The sequence below is a fragment of the Empedobacter sp. GD03865 genome, from assembly GCF_029840775.1.
GTDB lineage: Bacteria > Bacteroidota > Bacteroidia > Flavobacteriales > Weeksellaceae > Empedobacter > Empedobacter falsenii_B.
Map to the genome: position 1 here is coordinate 97,947 of NZ_JAOCDF010000006.1, position 16,686 is coordinate 114,632.

17 protein-coding genes are annotated in these 16,686 nt (G+C 32.2%); 12 read left to right on the top strand and 5 right to left on the bottom strand.

Annotated elements, in window-relative coordinates:
• Nucleotides 1–2: 2 nt before the first annotated feature.
• From N5D46_RS04065 to N5D46_RS04075, 3 genes are all read right to left on the bottom strand, one after another.
• Complete coding sequence (locus N5D46_RS04065; RefSeq protein ID WP_280049246.1) at nucleotides 3–1,025, bottom strand: sugar phosphate nucleotidyltransferase; 1,023 nt, start codon at nucleotides 1,023–1,025, stop codon at nucleotides 3–5.
• A gap of 93 nt (nucleotides 1,026–1,118) precedes the next feature.
• Nucleotides 1,119–1,553 carry a dUTP diphosphatase gene (gene dut, locus N5D46_RS04070; RefSeq protein ID WP_038336568.1) on the bottom strand — a complete coding sequence of 145 codons (435 nt, stop codon included), beginning with the start codon at nucleotides 1,551–1,553 and terminating at the stop codon, nucleotides 1,119–1,121.
• Nucleotides 1,554–1,555: 2 nt separating this feature from the next.
• Nucleotides 1,556–2,974 (bottom strand): oligosaccharide flippase family protein, encoded by a 1,419-nt coding sequence (locus N5D46_RS04075; protein WP_280049248.1) that lies wholly within the window; start codon nucleotides 2,972–2,974, stop codon nucleotides 1,556–1,558.
• A gap of 96 nt (nucleotides 2,975–3,070) precedes the next feature.
• Here N5D46_RS04075 and N5D46_RS04080 point away from each other — a divergent pair, with 96 nt between their 5' ends.
• From N5D46_RS04080 to N5D46_RS04110, 7 genes are all read left to right on the top strand, one after another.
• Nucleotides 3,071–4,072, top strand: a complete 1,002-nt coding sequence (locus N5D46_RS04080; RefSeq protein WP_180905634.1) for an NAD(P)H-dependent glycerol-3-phosphate dehydrogenase — start codon at nucleotides 3,071–3,073, stop codon at nucleotides 4,070–4,072.
• 1 nt (nucleotide 4,073) lies between these two features.
• Complete coding sequence (locus tag N5D46_RS04085; RefSeq protein ID WP_125349195.1) at nucleotides 4,074–4,487, top strand: hypothetical protein; 414 nt, start codon at nucleotides 4,074–4,076, stop codon at nucleotides 4,485–4,487.
• 109 nt (nucleotides 4,488–4,596) lie between these two features.
• The gene (locus N5D46_RS04090; protein ID WP_280049249.1) at nucleotides 4,597–5,541 is read left to right on the top strand and encodes an alpha/beta hydrolase; all 945 of its coding nucleotides are present in this window, start codon (nucleotides 4,597–4,599) and stop codon (nucleotides 5,539–5,541) included.
• Nucleotides 5,542–5,576: 35 nt separating this feature from the next.
• A complete protein-coding gene (locus N5D46_RS04095) occupies nucleotides 5,577–6,068 on the top strand; it encodes a hypothetical protein (RefSeq protein WP_280035190.1) in 492 nt (163 codons plus the stop codon).
• Nucleotides 6,069–6,184: 116 nt separating this feature from the next.
• Complete coding sequence (locus N5D46_RS04100; protein WP_038336522.1) at nucleotides 6,185–7,060, top strand: bifunctional 5,10-methylenetetrahydrofolate dehydrogenase/5,10-methenyltetrahydrofolate cyclohydrolase; 876 nt, start codon at nucleotides 6,185–6,187, stop codon at nucleotides 7,058–7,060.
• Between the two features lie 4 nt (nucleotides 7,061–7,064).
• Nucleotides 7,065–7,712: a 7-carboxy-7-deazaguanine synthase QueE gene (locus N5D46_RS04105; RefSeq protein ID WP_280049250.1), complete on the top strand. Its 648-nt coding sequence runs from the start codon at nucleotides 7,065–7,067 to the stop codon at nucleotides 7,710–7,712.
• A 96-nt stretch (nucleotides 7,713–7,808) separates the two neighbouring features.
• A complete protein-coding gene (locus N5D46_RS04110) occupies nucleotides 7,809–8,330 on the top strand; it encodes a plastocyanin/azurin family copper-binding protein (RefSeq protein ID WP_114998433.1) in 522 nt (173 codons plus the stop codon).
• Between the two features lie 455 nt (nucleotides 8,331–8,785).
• On the opposite strand, the gene pgi is transcribed toward N5D46_RS04110, so the two are convergent.
• The gene (gene pgi / locus N5D46_RS04115) at nucleotides 8,786–10,438 is read right to left on the bottom strand and encodes a glucose-6-phosphate isomerase (RefSeq protein ID WP_280049252.1); all 1,653 of its coding nucleotides are present in this window, start codon (nucleotides 10,436–10,438) and stop codon (nucleotides 8,786–8,788) included.
• A 166-nt stretch (nucleotides 10,439–10,604) separates the two neighbouring features.
• Here pgi and N5D46_RS04120 point away from each other — a divergent pair, with 166 nt between their 5' ends.
• From N5D46_RS04120 to N5D46_RS04140, 5 genes are read left to right on the top strand one after another with little or no spacing between them, the layout of a single operon-like run.
• Complete coding sequence (locus N5D46_RS04120; RefSeq protein WP_280049253.1) at nucleotides 10,605–12,230, top strand: alpha/beta fold hydrolase; 1,626 nt, start codon at nucleotides 10,605–10,607, stop codon at nucleotides 12,228–12,230.
• Between the two features lie 55 nt (nucleotides 12,231–12,285).
• Nucleotides 12,286–13,032, top strand: a complete 747-nt coding sequence (locus N5D46_RS04125) for a lysophospholipid acyltransferase family protein (protein ID WP_280049254.1) — start codon at nucleotides 12,286–12,288, stop codon at nucleotides 13,030–13,032.
• The gene (locus N5D46_RS04130; protein ID WP_280049255.1) at nucleotides 13,029–14,879 is read left to right on the top strand and encodes a M1 family metallopeptidase; all 1,851 of its coding nucleotides are present in this window, start codon (nucleotides 13,029–13,031) and stop codon (nucleotides 14,877–14,879) included. Before N5D46_RS04125 ends, N5D46_RS04130 begins: the two co-directional genes overlap by 4 nt.
• Before the next feature lie 3 nt (nucleotides 14,880–14,882).
• The gene (gene rnhA / locus N5D46_RS04135; protein ID WP_038336544.1) at nucleotides 14,883–15,356 is read left to right on the top strand and encodes a ribonuclease HI; all 474 of its coding nucleotides are present in this window, start codon (nucleotides 14,883–14,885) and stop codon (nucleotides 15,354–15,356) included.
• Nucleotides 15,357–15,385: 29 nt separating this feature from the next.
• A complete protein-coding gene (locus N5D46_RS04140) occupies nucleotides 15,386–16,300 on the top strand; it encodes a hypothetical protein (RefSeq protein WP_280049256.1) in 915 nt (304 codons plus the stop codon).
• A 61-nt stretch (nucleotides 16,301–16,361) separates the two neighbouring features.
• Here the strand turns inward: N5D46_RS04140 and N5D46_RS04145 are convergent.
• Nucleotides 16,362–16,686: TrmH family RNA methyltransferase (locus tag N5D46_RS04145; RefSeq protein ID WP_280049257.1), on the bottom strand; the 325-nt coding region annotated here is incomplete at its 5' end.

Below are 16,686 nucleotides of genomic sequence, written 5' to 3' on the forward strand. Positions count from 1 at the left end.
TTTTAAGCTTCGTGAGATTTAAAATCCAATTCTGAGTAATCTCCCAAACTGATACTGCGCGAAACACCATAATATTTGGCATTATTTCCGATCATTGTATCTGTAAGATTTGCATTACTGATGATTGAATTTTCTTGAATCAAACTGTTATCAATATTCGAGTTTTCAACAACCGTTCCATTTCCTAATGAAACAAAAGGTCCAATTTTCGAATTTTTAATCACAACATTTTCTCCAATAAAACATGGCTCGATGATTAATGAATTGTCAACCGTTGCTGATGCAGCAATTCCTTTAAATTCTTCTTTATCTAAGTTAAGAACACGAGTGTTTGTATCTACAGTAACGGCTTTGTTACCACAATCCATCCATTCGTCTACTTTTCCAAGCGTAAATCTATCACCCGCAGCACGCATATTTTCTAATGCATCCGTCAATTGATATTCACCTCCTTTTTGAATATCATTTTCTAATAAATATTCGATTTCTTTATATAGCTTTTGTCCATCACGGAAAAAGTAAATTCCGATAATTGCTAAATCCGAAACAAATTCTTTTGGTTTTTCTACGAAATCTGTAATAACACTGTTATCATCTAATTTCACAACGCCAAAAGCCGAAGGATTATCGACCTGTTTTACCCAAACAACGCCATCCGATTCCATATCTAATTTGAAATCTGCACGAAATAATGTGTCTGCATACGCCACAACCGTTGGTCCATCCAAAGCTTCTTTTGCCATCCAAATAGAATGCGCTGTTCCAAGCGGCTCCAATTGATGACAAATTGTTCCTTTTGCTCCTAATTTTTCTGCAATTGCAATTAAATCAGCTTCAACCTCAGCTCCAAAATCACCAATTACAAAAGCAATTTCGTCAATTTTTTCTGAACAAACCTTCGCAATATCTTCTACCAAACGATGCACGATTGGTTTTCCTGCAATTGGAATTAATGGTTTTGGTGTTGTTAATGTATGAGGGCGTAAACGTGAACCACGTCCTGCCATTGGGATAATAATTTTCATTTTATTTCTAAAAATATTTTTTGTTAGATTGATATTTTATAATTGAATTACTTCTTTTTTAGATTCTTCGACAAGCTCAGAATGACAAAAAAATTATTGTTTTCCTGTACTTCCGAAACCTCCAGCTCCGCGTTCAGTTTCATTTAAAGCGTTAGATTCTTCCCACTCAACCGTTTCGTGTTTCGCGATCACTAATTGTGCAATACGCTCCCCATCGTTGATTGTAACGGCTTCGTTTGAAACATTAGCTAAAATAACACCGATTTCTCCACGATAATCTGCATCAATTGTTCCAGGAGAATTCAAACAAGTTAAACCATATTTTAACGCCATTCCACTACGAGGACGAACTTGTGCTTCGTAACCTGCTGGTAATTCGATGCTCAATCCTGTTGGAATTAATCTTCTTTCCAAAGGTTTTAATTCGATTGGTGCATCAATGTTAGCTGTTAAATCCATTCCAGCCGATAAAGCTGTTTTATATTCTGGTAAAGCGTGTTTCGAGATGTTGATAACTTTTACTTTCATCTTTATTTTCTTAGTTTTTTAAGTGTATTTTTTTCCGCAAATGCAATAAACGCAATGTACACGATAAGAATCAGATTACCAATAATCAAATTAGAATCGAGAATGTAATAATTTGTACATGCTAAAGCAATTGCAATTCCCATGTAAAGTACAATTTTATTGACTTTATACGGAATCGGATAAACTTTCTGACCCCAAATGTACGAAATCACCATCATTACACCATACGCCAATAAAGTTGTCCAGGCAGAAACCATAAAACCATATTTTGGCAATAAAAAAACATTCAAAATAATAGTAATCGCACCACCAACCAATGAAATTATAGTTCCGATACTTGTTCTATCCGTTACTTTGTACCATGTTGAAAGGTTATAATAAATTCCGAAAAATAAATTCGCAATTAAAATAATTGGGACAATATCTAAAGCATTCCAATACGTTGAATTTGGAACAAATATTTTCTTAATCCAGTCAATATTTGCTAAAATTCCAAGAATTACAATATTACAAATGATACTGAAAAAGAACAAAATATTCGCGTATGTCTGTTTTGCATCTCCTTTTTTGGCAACTTTAAAGAAAAATGGTTCTATTCCCATTCGATAAGCTGTTACGAAAAGCGTCATTAATGTTGCTAATTTGTAACAAGCGCCATAAGAACCCGCTGCTGCTGGATCTATTAATTGTCGTTGAACTAATTTATCGAAATTTTCATTTAAAATATACCCCAAACCAGCAATCATAATCGGATAACCGTACAAAAACATTTGTTTGAAAAGTGATTGATCAAATTTGAATTGAACATGACGTACAACGCCTATTAATAATACAAATCCTAAAATACTCGCTAATAAATTCGCTATAAAAGGATAGGAAATCGCATTATCAAAACCTAAACCTAGCATAAAATCTTTCGAAACATAATACAACAAACCAATTGTCAAAACTGCTTGAAAAACATTCTGAATTACGCGAATTGCTGTATATAATATTGGTCGATTTTTAAAACGTAGAACTGCAAAAGGAATCACACAAATTGCATCAAAAAAAGCAATCCAGGCAAACCATAACAAGTATTCGGGATGATCGCTATAGTTTGCAAAATCTGCCAAAGGTTGTAAAAAAAGAAAAACCAAAACGAGCATCGCAGTGGAACTCATTACCATAAACCAAAAAGCTGTATTCAACACTTTTTGATACATTCCTTCTTCGGTTGCGTAGCGGAAAAAGGCTGTTTCGAAACCAAATGTTAAAATGACATTCAGGAAAGAAACCGCAGAATATAATTGAGAAAACATTGCAAAATCTGAATTATCAACTTGCTTGATAATAAAAAAATTCAATGCTAAAATAATTACCCTCGGCAAAATAGAGCCAATACCGTAGATAATGGTCTCACTAAAAAGCTTTTTATACAAAGTCGTTAAAATTTTTACAAAATTGAGTTTCTTTTCGTAAAATTCAAAATACCTAAGCTACAAATTAATTAACTTTGTCTATTCAATACATATATTATGATAGAGTTATCTAATCGTAAAGTTGGATTAATAGGGAATGGAAGCTGGGCAACTGCGATTGCAAAAATGCTGAATAAAAACCTTGAAACTTTCAACTGGTGGGTAAAAGATGAATACGTAAAAGGATATTTGGAGCGAAATAGACACAATCCAAATTATTTAACTGATGTCGAATTTAAGTCAGAAAAGCTTAAAATTTCAACGGATATCAACGAAGTTGTCATGAATTCGGATATCATCTTTTTGGTTGTGCCATCTATTTACGTTGTCGATTGTTTGAGTAAATTAACTGTTCCGTTGACAGATAAATTTGTAGTGACATCAATCAAAGGAATTATTCCAGATCATTATCAATTGGTTGGACAATATTTGTTTGATAAATTCGACGTAAAAGAAGAACAATTAGGAATTGTAAGTGGACCTTGTCACGCTGAAGAAGTAGCTTTGGAGCGTCTTTCATATTTGACAATTGCGGCGCAAGACGAAAACAAAGCACAAATTGCTGCGGATTGTTTGGCTTGTGATTTTATCAAAACAAAACTTTCAAACGATATTTACGGAACTGAATTTGGCGCGGTATTGAAAAATATTTACGCGATTGCAGCAGGTATAGCGCATGGTTTGGGTTATGGAGATAATTTCCAAGCAGTTTTGATGAGTAATGCGATTCGAGAAATGAATCATATTTTAAAAACTGCAAGTCCAATGAAGCGTAAAATTAACGATTCGGCTTATTTAGGCGATTTGTTAGTAACAGGATATTCGTTCTTTTCACGAAATCGAATGTTCGGAAATATGATTGGAAAAGGTTACACCGTAAAATCTGCTATTTTGGAGATGAATATGGTTGCCGAAGGTTACTATGCGACAAAAGGTGTGGCAATTATGAATGAGCAATACCAAATAAAAGCGCCAATTATCAACGCTGTTCATAAGATTTTATACGAAGATAAAAACGCAAAAAAAACTTTCGAAAAGTTATCTAAAAAATTAGATTAAGATGATTAAACAAGATTTTATTTCAAAATATATTCAAGAATTAAACAAAACATTAGCACGAATTATTTCGTTAGAAGTCGGAAATGCTGATGAAGGTTTTTTGATTATTTTCAATCAAATGTTACAATCGTATTACAAAATTGATGACAATAATTTGTCGACTTTATTGGAAGCAAACGAAGAACGCGATCAGTTTTTGTTGGCAGATGAATTGAAAAAGAAAAATATTTTGACGTTTATGAAAGCGATTCGTATTTATCTAAATCGAGAAGATATTGTAAAAGCAAAAGCATCTTACGAAGTCTTGAAACGCATTGAAAGCATCAATTCTGGAATTTTTCAATTTCCGACAGAAGAAGATAATTTGATTGCGCAAGAACGAAAAGTTGTGGAAGAAAAAATGAGTAATTTGTAAGACCTTGTCAAGGTTTTGAACCTTGACAAGGTCTCTAAAAAATAATTAAAAGCTAACCAATAATTTGATTGTTGTGTTGGCTTTTTTTATTTTTGATTAAAACCTTCTATTGAAAAAATTAAAAAAAATATTGATTTCAACATTTGTTTTCATTTTTCTAATGATGAATATTATTGCCATTTTTCATGCATATAAATTCACTCATTTTATTGAAGTAGATCAATCATTCAAAAGAAAATCCCCAAATGATTTAACAACCTTCGAAAAAGTTAAAATGATTTTCTTAGGTGTTGAAAATCCTAAACCTTCATCCAATTTAGCTGTTCCGAAAGAATATAAAGTAGAGCGATTAAAGAGTAATGTTGAGCTTGAAATTTGGATAAAAAATGTTGAAAACGAAAAAGGAATTGTACTTCTTTTTCATGGATATTCATCAGAAAAAACATCGCTTTTAGAAAATGCTAATTATTTTAATAAATTGGGATATTCAACGATTTTGACTGATTTTATGGGAAGTGGAAATTCTGAAGGTTATCAAACAACCATCGGATTTTTTGAAGCCGAAAACGTGAAAACAGTTTATAATTTTGCATTAAAAAATCATAAAAACGTTATTTTATATGGAAATTCAATGGGCGTTTCCGCAATAATGCGAGCTGTTGCTAAAAAAGACGTAAATCCTTCCTCTATAATTATTGAATGTCCTTTTGGCACCATGAAAAAAACGGTTGATAATCGTTTCAAAAACATGAATATTCCAACATTTCCTATGTCTAATTTATTGACCTTTTGGGGAGGAACGATTAATAATTTTTGGGCTTTTGATCACAATCCCGAAGATTATGCAAAATCTATAAAACAACCGATTTTGCTGTTGTATGGTGAAAAAGATAAAAATGTGACAAATCAAGAAACACAACAAATATTTCAAAATATTCAATCCAACTCTAAAATTCTTAAAACGTTTCCTCAAGCTGGTCATGAAAATTATTTGAATAGATTTGGGCAAGAATGGAAACAAACTATTTCCTCATTTTTGGATAAAGTGAAATAATATTATTATCTTAACACAACCTAAATCAATCTACTATGGATAATATTCTCTCATTACTATCATCATTACTTTGTTGTTTTTTACCATTTGCCTTAATTTTTGGAATTGCTTTTTGGGCAAGTAAATCGCGCGAAAAGAAACAAAATGCTTTGTTAGCACAAGTTCCTCCAAATGCAGAGTTCAAAGCAGTTTTGCGTTATAACTTTGGAAATCAACAATCAAAATTCTTTAAAATGAAAGCGTTTCAAGGAAGTGGTGTTTTATATGTTTTGGACGACAAAATACATTATATCACCACAAATAATCCGAATGATAATTTTATTTTCGACCTCAAAACTTCACAAATCAATTGGATTGGTGTTAATCTTACAAATGGTTTATTGGAATGGTTTCAATTGAAAAATGGAGAAAAAGATTATTATTTCAATGTCGAAACTGGCATGTTTATTTTTAATACGAATTCCAAAAAAATGAAAACAACGCAAGTTTTTAATTACTTGAAAGAAGCGCAGAAAAAATATCAATAATGCTAAAACCACTTCACAACGAAGTGGTTTTTCTATTTAATCAGAAAATCATCAACTCAAAACTTAATGATTTATTTTCCAATTTGTCCGTATCTTTGCGCAAACACAACAAAACAATGCAAATTTTAGACGGTATTAAACTGGCAAAAGAGATCAAACAAGAGATCAAGGAGCTGGTGCAGAATTACAAAGACCAAGGAGTTCGTGTACCACATTTGGGTGCAATTTTAGTAGGAAGTAATGGTGCTTCTCAGACCTATGTTGACAATAAAATCAAGGATTGTCATTTTGTAGGTTTTGAATCATCAGAATTACGTTTACCAGATACAATTTCTCAAGAAGATTTAATTGCAGAAATTGAAAAATGGAACAATGATGATACATTGGACGGATTTATCGTGCAATTACCATTACCAAAACACATCGATCAAGAAGCGGTTATCAATGCAATTGATCCTAAAAAAGATGTAGATGGTTTTCACCCGATGAATTTCGGTAAAATGGCGTTAGAGATGGAAACATTTTTACCTGCTACTCCTTACGGAATTATGGAAATGCTAGAGCGTTACAACATTGATACAGCTGGTAAACATACAGTTGTGATTGGTCGTTCTCGCATCGTTGGTCGCCCAATGAGTATTTTGATGAGTAAAAACGGAAATCCTGGAAACAGTACAGTTACATTAACACACTCAAAAACTCAAAACTTAGAACAATTTACAAAAGAAGCTGATATTGTGATTACCGCATTAGGTGTTCCAGGTTTCTTAAAAGCTGATATGGTAAAAGATGGAGCGGTTATCGTTGACGTAGGAATTACACGCGTTGATGACGAAACTAATCCACGAGGATTTAGATTAGCTGGTGATGTAGATTTTGATAATGTAAAAGAAAAAGCATCGTGGATAACGCCAGTTCCAGGAGGAGTTGGACCTATGACACGCGCTATGTTATTAAAAAACACATTGTTGGCATACAACAACAAAAAATAAAATTATGATACACATTGCATCAACAACTGCAGAAGAACAACAATTGATACAAGAAGGGAAATTATTGCCTGTAATGGAGCATTTTTACACAATTCAAGGTGAAGGAATGTATACAGGTGTGGCTTCTTATTTTATTCGATTAGGAGGTTGTGATGTTGGTTGCCATTGGTGCGATGTAAAAGATAGTTGGGATGCTGAAAAGCATCCCTTAACTAACGTTGATGAATTGGTAGAATTGGCGACTTCTCAAGCCAAAACAATCATCATTACAGGAGGAGAACCTTTGATGTGGGATTTGACTTATTTGACAAAAAAACTACACGAAAAAGGTGCAAGAATCCATATTGAAACTTCGGGTGCCTATCCGTTGAGCGGAGAAATTGATTGGGTTTGTCTTTCTCCGAAGAAATTAATGTTGCCGTTAGACGAAGTTTGCGAAGCTGCAAATGAATTGAAATGTATTGTGTTCAATAATCACGATTTTCAGTTTGCTGAAGAACAAGCTGCTCGTGTTGGAAAAGATTGTACACTTTTCTTACAAACAGAATGGAGCAAACGCGACAAAAATCTTCCATTGATTGTGGAATATGTAAAAGAAAATCCGAAATGGCGTTATTCTTTACAAACACACAAATATTTGGATATTCCTTAGATATTTATCTGTTTAAAATCAGTTCTATTTAGACTGAGTAAACTTTTTTAAGTTACTGGATTTCATTATTTTTATATCAAACAAAAAATTGAAATAATGAAAAAAATAGTTTTGATGAGTTTCGCGGCAATTTTGATGATGAGCTGCGGAGGTTCTAAGAAAGATGAAACAACTCAACCAGAAATAGATTATAGTACAGCTCCATCAGAAGATGCTGAAACTTCTACAGCTACGCCTGCTACAAACAACCATATTGTTTTGAAAGCGAGTGATGATATGCGTTACGATAAAACTGAATTTACAGTAAAAGCTGGCGAAGAAGTAACTTTAATCTTGATGAATGCTGGTGAAATGTCAAAAGAAGCAATGGGACATAATTTTATTTTATTAAAGCCAGGTTCTGATGCTTCTGCTTTTGCAAATACAGCGGCTTCTGCTAAGGCGACAGATTATATTCCGACCGAATTACAATCAGAAATTATTGCGCACACAAAATTGTTAGGTGGTAAAGAAAATGATCAAATCAAATTTACTTTAGAAGAAGGTACATACGATTTCTTATGTTCTTTCCCTGGTCATTTTGCCACAATGAATGGAAAAATAAAAGCGGTTAAATAGATTGTGCAATTATTTTTTATGTCGAATATAGTTTTGGCACAAATATTGAAATATTCATGTACGTATAAGATTTAGTAGAGTAAATTTTGTCCTCATGTGTTAATTTTAAGCCTGTTTCTTAACAGGCTTTTTTATTTTTCAACAATTTAATATTCAAATATTTAACACTTATTCCAAATATTTTCATTCTATAATTTCATAACTTGTTAGTCACAATCAAAAAAATACTTTATTATGGGAAAGAATGTAGCACATCAAATTGTAGAATTACTAGAAAAAGCGAATATAAAACGTGTTTATGCAATAACTGGTGATAGTCTCAATTTTTTTTAATATTGCAGTTAAACAAAGTGACAAAATTGATTGGGTTCATGTAAGACATGAAGAAACTGGTCACAAAAATTCATAAAAAAATCCGCTCATTGAGCGGATTTTTTAGTAGTTATATTGATAAATTATTTTCTCCAATATTTATAAGCATTGATTAATCCATTTGTAGAATCATCATGAGAAGTAACTTGCTCATCATTTTCTAATTCTGGTAAAATAACATTTGCCAATTGTTTTCCTAATTCAACGCCCCATTGATCAAAAGAAAAGATATTCCAAATCACACCTTGTACAAAAATCTTGTGTTCGTACATGGCAATTAAGTTTCCTAAAACTTTTGGTGTCAATACTTCATATAAAATTGAGTTTGTAGGACGATTTCCTTCAAAAATTTTGAAAGCAGTTAAGAAATCAATTTCTTCTTTCGATTTTCCTGCTTTTTCTAATTCAGCAACAACCGTTTCTTCATCTTTTCCAAATGCTAAAGCTTCTGTTTGAGCAAAAAAGTTTGATAATAATTTTGCATGATGGTCGCCTAAAACATTCAACGAATTAGCTCCTGCAATAAAATCGGCTGGAATTAATTTTGTTCCTTGATGGATTAATTGATAAAAAGCATGTTGTCCATTTGTTCCTGGTTCTCCCCAAATAATTGGTCCAGTTTCATAATCAACTTTCTTTCCATCACGACCAACATATTTACCATTCGATTCCATATCACCTTGCTGAAAATATGCTGCAAAGCGCGATAAATATTGTTCATAAGGTAACAAAGCAACCGAATCTGCACCAAAGAAGTTGTTGTACCAAATTCCTAAAAGTGCCAAAACTACTGGTATATTTTGATCTAAAGTTTCTGTTTTGAAATGCACATCCATTTCATGCGCTCCCTCTAACAATTCTTCGAAATTATCGAAACCTACTGCCAAAGCAATGCTCAAACCAATCGCACTCCACAATGAATAACGACCACCAACCCAATCCCAAAATTGGAACATATTTGCCGTATCAATTCCGAAATTAGCAACACCTTCTGCATTTGTCGATAACGCCACAAAATGTTTCGCTACATCAGCTTCTTGAGCATCAGAATTCAAAAACCATTCTTTTGCTGAAAAAGCATTTGTCATCGTTTCTTGCGTTGTAAATGTTTTTGAAGCAACAATAAATAAGGTTGTTTCTGGATTTATTTCTTTAAAAGTTTCTGCTAAATGCGTTCCATCAATATTCGAAACAAAATGAATATTCAAACGAGTTTTATAATGTTTCAACGCTTCCGTTACCATCACAGGTCCAAGGTCAGAACCTCCAATTCCAATGTTGACAACGTCTGTAATTTCTTTTCCTGAAAAACCTTTCCATTCACCCGAAATTACTTTCTCCGAAAAAGATTTCATCTGATCTAACACCTCATTAATTTGAGGCATCACATCTTTTCCGTCAACCAAAACTTCTTCATTAGAGCGATTGCGTAAAGCTGTATGCAGAACAGCTCTTTTTTCTGTCACGTTAATGACATCTCCTTCAAACATTTGTTGAATCGCTGCATCAACATCCATTTCTTTCGCCAAATCAACCAAAAGTTGAATCGTTTCTGCATTAATTCTATTCTTCGAATAATCCACTAATAATGAAGGATATTGAATCGAAAATTCTTCAAAACGATTTACATTTTGAGCAAATAATTCTTTGATTGACGTATGTTGAATCGTTTGAAAATGTTGTTCTAACGCATTCCAAGCATTCGTAGTTGTTGGATTGATTGTATTTAAAGCCATAATATTTTTAGTATTCTTTCCTTAACAAATTTAATCATTTCAAATTCATCTCAAAATCAATATTATTGCGATAACGTTGTAGCAGAAAAATTTTAAGAAATAATTATCTATCTTGTCATGTAACCTTTTTAAAAACAATTCGTCTTATAAACAAAAACAATAAAATATGCGCAACTATTTTTTTATATTAATCGTAACAATTTGTACAATTCTTCAAGCTCAAATTCAATTGAAAGGAAGTGTAAAAGACAGTAATAATTTAGCTATACCTTATTGTTCGATTGGAATAAAAAATTCAGAAGTTGGAGCTATTACAGATGAAAATGGTCTATTTTCAATCGAAATTCCAGAAAATTTCACACAAAGTCATTTAATTTTTGATGCAGCTGGTTATAAAGAAGTTTCGAAATCTATTGAAGAAATTCAACAAAACTCAGTTATAATTTTAAAGGAAAAAGAAGTTTCATTAGCTGAAGTTATTGTTAAATCTGAAAAAATGAAAGAAAAAATAATTGGTCAAAAAACTCGTCCAATGCTTACTTTTTCTAAAATGTTTGATGAAAATGTACCTACAATTGAACAAGGAAATATTTTTGAAATTTACCAAAATACAAAACTAAATGCATTTAACTTTCATATTATTCCAAGTTCAAAATTTGAAGAAATTACGCTGAAAGTTAATATTTATTCAGTCAAAAATGGATTACCCGTAGAATCTATTTTAGATGAGAATATTATTTATAAAACTTCTACAACTGCATGGCAAAAAATTGATTTAACTCCTTATAAATTTCGATTCAAAAATGTAGAGCAAATTGCTGTAACATTACAATTAGTTCGTTATAAAAAACTTGATCAAGAAGATTTTGTTTTTGGTATTTCTGCTAAGAAATCTTTAGGAAAAGACTTGTTGTTTAGGTATCAAAGTCAAGGAAATTGGGAAGCTTCTGCAGGAGTTTTTATCGCTAACTTAGAAGTTTTATACTCAAAAGATAAATTAACTATAAATGAAGAAAAGTCTGAAGAAATTGATACAAAAACACAAGAATTGATTTCATACTATCAGCATAAAGAGAAAGCTAAAAGGTCGATTTACGGAAAAAATAAGTCAGGAAAATATGTTGATATAAACGATGCGAAGATTTATTATGAAGAATATGGAGAAGGTGAGCCTTTGATATTTTTGCACGGAAATAATGGAAGTATTGAGGATTTTTATCAACAAATTCCATTTTTTGCGAAGCATTATCGAGTAATTGTTCTTGATACGCGCGGACAAGGTAGAAGTACCGATTTGACACATACACCTTACACTTACGAAGAATTTGCAAACGATTTACTTCAAATCATTCAAAAATTTAATCTAAAGAAAGTCAATCTTATTGGCTGGAGTGATGGTGGAAATACAGCTTTAATTTTTAATTCTAAATATCCTGAATTAGTTAATAAAATTGTAACTATTGGAGCAGTTCTTAATCCAAATGGAGTAAGCGAAGAACTGATTGGGAGTTTGAAAAGTTTAGCAAATAAGCCTTCCGAAAATACCAATTTACGTTTAATCAACTTAATGTTAAATGAACCAAATATCACAAAAAATGAATTAAATAAAATTCAAAATCCTGTATTGGTTATTGCTGGTGAAAAAGATGAAGTAAAAGAGATTCATACAAAAGAAATTCAACAAAATATTTCAAAAGCAGAGTTATTGATTATTCCAAATTCGACACATTATGTTCCTTTCGAACAGCCAAAAATATTAAATGAAGCTATTTTGAAGTTTTTGAAAAAATAGGAACATAGGTTTAGTTTTCATTTTCTCCATATCTTTACTCCACTAAACCAACTCAATGAAATACATCACAGGTTTTTTTGTCCTTATTTGGCGCATTTGGATGATATTTTTAGCTGCAATTTATGTCCTAACAATAGGCGTTTTTATCGTACTACCTTTGGCAAGTTTCGAAAAAACATTCCCATATATTTATCCGTTAATTAGATATTGGGGCAAATTTGTGTTGTATGGAACGGGATTCAGAATAGATTACAAAAAACTTGTTCCACTCGATCCAAAAGAAAATTATGTTTTTATAGCTAATCATACTTCGGTGATGGATATTATGTTGATGTTGACGATTCTAAAACATCATCCTATCGTATTTGTTGGCAAGGCAGAATTGCTTAAAATCCCTATCTTTGGAAGAATATTCGAACGAATTTGTATTCCTGTCGACCGAAAAAGTGTACGTAGTAAAGCACTAGTTTATCCAGAAGCAAAGAAAAAATTAGACAAAAATCTGAGTATTTTTATTTTTCCAGAAGGTGGTGTAACAAACAACAAAGAATTCAAGATTTATTTGGATCCTTTCAAAGATGGAGCGTTTAACATTGCTATTGAAACACAAACGCCTTTGGCTGTTTTGGCGATTCATGGATTGAATAAAATGTTCCCATTCAATTGGTTTCGAGGATATCCAGGAAAAATAAAAGTTCGATTATTAGCTACTTTCGAAACCAAAGATTTAGACGTTAAAAAAGATAAAGTGGCGCTGAAAGAAGCTGCTTACAACACAATATTAAAAGACTTAGAACAATGAAAAATTTAGTTTATATCGCATTAGGAACGGCTTTAACGGCGGTTAGTTGCAATAAACAAATCTCTTCTAGCACAGAAACTGAAGTAAAGGATAATCAAACTTTTGCTGATTTAGATAAAGCTCGCATCAAACATTTGAGTTTGGATATCGAAACCGATTTTGATACGCATCAAATTAAAGGTTCTGCGGCTTATACATTCGAAAATAATCAAGCAAAACAATTGATTTTAGATACCGAAAAGTTAACAATTGATTCTGTTTTATTAGCGAATGGTCAAAAAACAACATATAAATTAGGCGAAAAAGATTCGATCAAAGGTCAAGCATTAATCATAGATGTTACACCAAATGATACAATTGTAAAAGTTTTTTATAAAACTTCGCCTGATGCAAATGCCTTACAATGGTTAAATCCGCAACAAACGCACGATAAAAAACATCCATTTTTATTGTCACAAGGACAAGCAATTTTAACTCGTTCTTGGATTCCGATTCAAGATACACCAAGTGTTCGTCTTACATATGATGCGAAAGTAAAAACACCGAAAGATTTATTGCCTTTGATGAGCGCAATCAATCCGAAAGAAAAAAATGCAGAAGGAGTTTATACTTTCAAAATGCCTCAGCCAATTGCGCCTTATTTGATTGCTTTAGCTGTTGGAGATGTGCAATATCAACCAATTGATAACAGAACGGGTGTTTATGCAGAACCTGGATTATTGAAAGCTGCCGCTTGGGAATTTGCTGATATGGGAAAAATGGTGACTGCTGCTGAAAAATTGTACGGAAAATATCCTTGGGAACAATTTGATGTCTTGGTTTTACCACCTTCGTTTCCGTTTGGTGGAATGGAAAATCCGCGTTTAACGTTTGCTACGCCAACTGCTATTGTAGGTGATCGTTCGATGACGAATTTGATTGCACACGAATTGGCGCATTCTTGGTCTGGAAATTTGGTAACGAATTCTACTTGGGATGATTTCTGGGTAAATGAAGGATTTACAGTTTATTTCGAACGTAGAATTATGGAAGAATTAGAAGGAAAAGATTATGCGGATATGATTTCGGTAATCGGTTTTCAAGATTTAGAAACATCAATGAAAAATATTCCAGAAAAATATACTTCATTAAAAGTAAACATGAAAGGGGCAAATCCTGATGATGCTTTTTCTGATGTTCCTTACGATAAAGGTTATTTATTTTTGAAAATGTTAGAAGATAAATATGGACGAGAAAAGTTTGATAAATTCTTGAATCAATATTTTTCTTCGCACGCTTTCCAAACAATGACTACAGAAAAATTTGTCGAATATTTGAAAGCTAATTTGACAAATGGAGACGATTCTTTTGTTCAAGAATGGATTTATAACATAGGTTGGCCAAAAGATTTGAAAAAACCTACTTCAAAATTATTCGATTTAGCAGAAGCACAATTACAGCAAGATATTACAAACGGAAGAAATAAAGTTGCACCAAAAAAAGTGGCAATTTCTACGAAATCTACAAACGAATGGGTTCATTTTATTCGTCAAATTGATACGACTAAAAACACAAAGGAAGATTTAGCTTATTTGGATGCTATTTATGATTTTACGAATTCTAAAAATCCAGAAATAGAAACAGCTTGGTACGAAAAAGCATTTTTAATGCATTACGATAAAGTCAACACAAATGCGAAAGAATTCTTGGTAAATGTTGGTCGTCGTAAATTTTTAGAGCCTTTGTATTTAGCATTAAAAGAATCTAATCAATTAGATTTAGCGAAGAATATTTACAAAGATGCTCGTCCAAATTATCATTTTGTTGCGCGTCAAACAATTGACACAATGTTAAACTACAAACCATAAAACATGGCGATTGTAGCATATACAGACGGTTCGTCGTTGGGAAATCCTGGTCCAGGAGGATTTGGTTGTATTTTGTTGGAAACCGAGAAAAAAGTCAAAAAAGAAATTTCTCAAGGTTTTCGATTAACAACGAATAATCGAATGGAATTGTTGGCAGTCATTACGGCTTTGGAAACGCTAAAGTTTACCAACACGGAGATTACCATTGTGACGGATTCTAAATATGTGGTAGATGCTGTGGAAAAACGTTGGGTTTTTGGTTGGGTGCAAAAGAATTTCAAAGGAAAGAAGAATGCTGATTTGTGGAAAAGATTTTTAGAGGTTTATAAAATTCATCGCGTAAAATTTCAATGGATAAAAGGTCATGCTGGACATCATTGGAACGAAGAAGCTGATAAATTGGCGGTTGCGGCAGCAAATAAACCAGAAAATTTTAAGATAGATTCTTACTTCGAAATTCATCAAAACGAAGAATAATTTTCTACTTTTGTGAGGCAGAGAGAAAAATGAAAATGAAGACGTTGTGGAGATTTCTCCTACTACTTTTAATTACAATTTACAGTTGTTCGCCTAAAAAAGAAAAAGGTGAACTTGTCTACTTTAGTGGACGAATCGCAAATGCGCAAACAGATAGCATTTATCTATTATTGAATAATCGTGAAAAAGCTTTTGCTTTAGATTTTGATGGAAACTTTTCGGATACTCTTCAGTTAGTTGACGAAGGCTACAAAACACTTTCTATCGAGCGCGAAGAGTTTACAATTTATTTGATTCCAGGTGATAGTTTGATTCTAAATACAGATTTAAAACATTTGGAGAATAATTTCAAATTCTCTGGAATAGGAAAAAATCGAAACAATTATTTGGTTGACAAAAGTTTTAAAACGGATAAATTCTTAACTGAACATACCGAATTATTTAAACTTGCTCCGCCAGATTTCAAAAATCAAATCAAAAAGTTTCATCAAAAAGTTTTCGAAAATTTAGAAAAATTAGAAGTTAATTCTTCATTCATCAAAACAGAAAAAACGAATTTAAATTACGATTTTATCAATTTGTTGTACATATACAAGGATTCGTACACTTACTACAATCCTGCTTCACAACAATTACCCGTTAATTTTTTGACAGAATTAGACAAAATTGATTTAGATAATGACGAGGATTATAGAACGTATCAGAGTTACCGTAATATTGTCTTAACAAACTTACAAGAAAAATTATATCAAGGTCTTTCCCCAGATACTTTATTGGAAAACATCAAAAGTCAATCGATAAAAAACGGATTTATTAATTCATTAATCTATGAACTTGATCCAAAAGATCCGAATAGCAACGGAATTTATCAAGCGATACAAAAACACTGTAATTATCAACCTTGGTTGAATGAGGCTGCAAAGCGCATGAAAAAATTTGGTTGATAACTTAAAAAAATAAAAGCCACTTCTTTCGAAGTGGCTTTTATTTTTAATATTATATCTCTTATTGTCTTTGTCTCACTGCTTCGTAAACACAAATCGCTGCAGCATTACTTACGTTCAGTGAATCTACAAAACCTAACATCGGAATTTTAATCAACGAATCTGAATGATCAGCCCAAAAATCCGAAAGTCCTGTTGCTTCAGTTCCTAAAATAATCGCAGATGATTTTGTAAAATCAGTCTCGTATAAATTCTTTGTTTCATCTCTCAAAAATGTTGAAACCACTTGAATATTTTTCAACTTTAAGAAATCCAAAACAGCCTCTTTACTCGCCGATGCAATTTGATTAGTAAACAATGTTCCAACCGAAGAACGAATCACATTT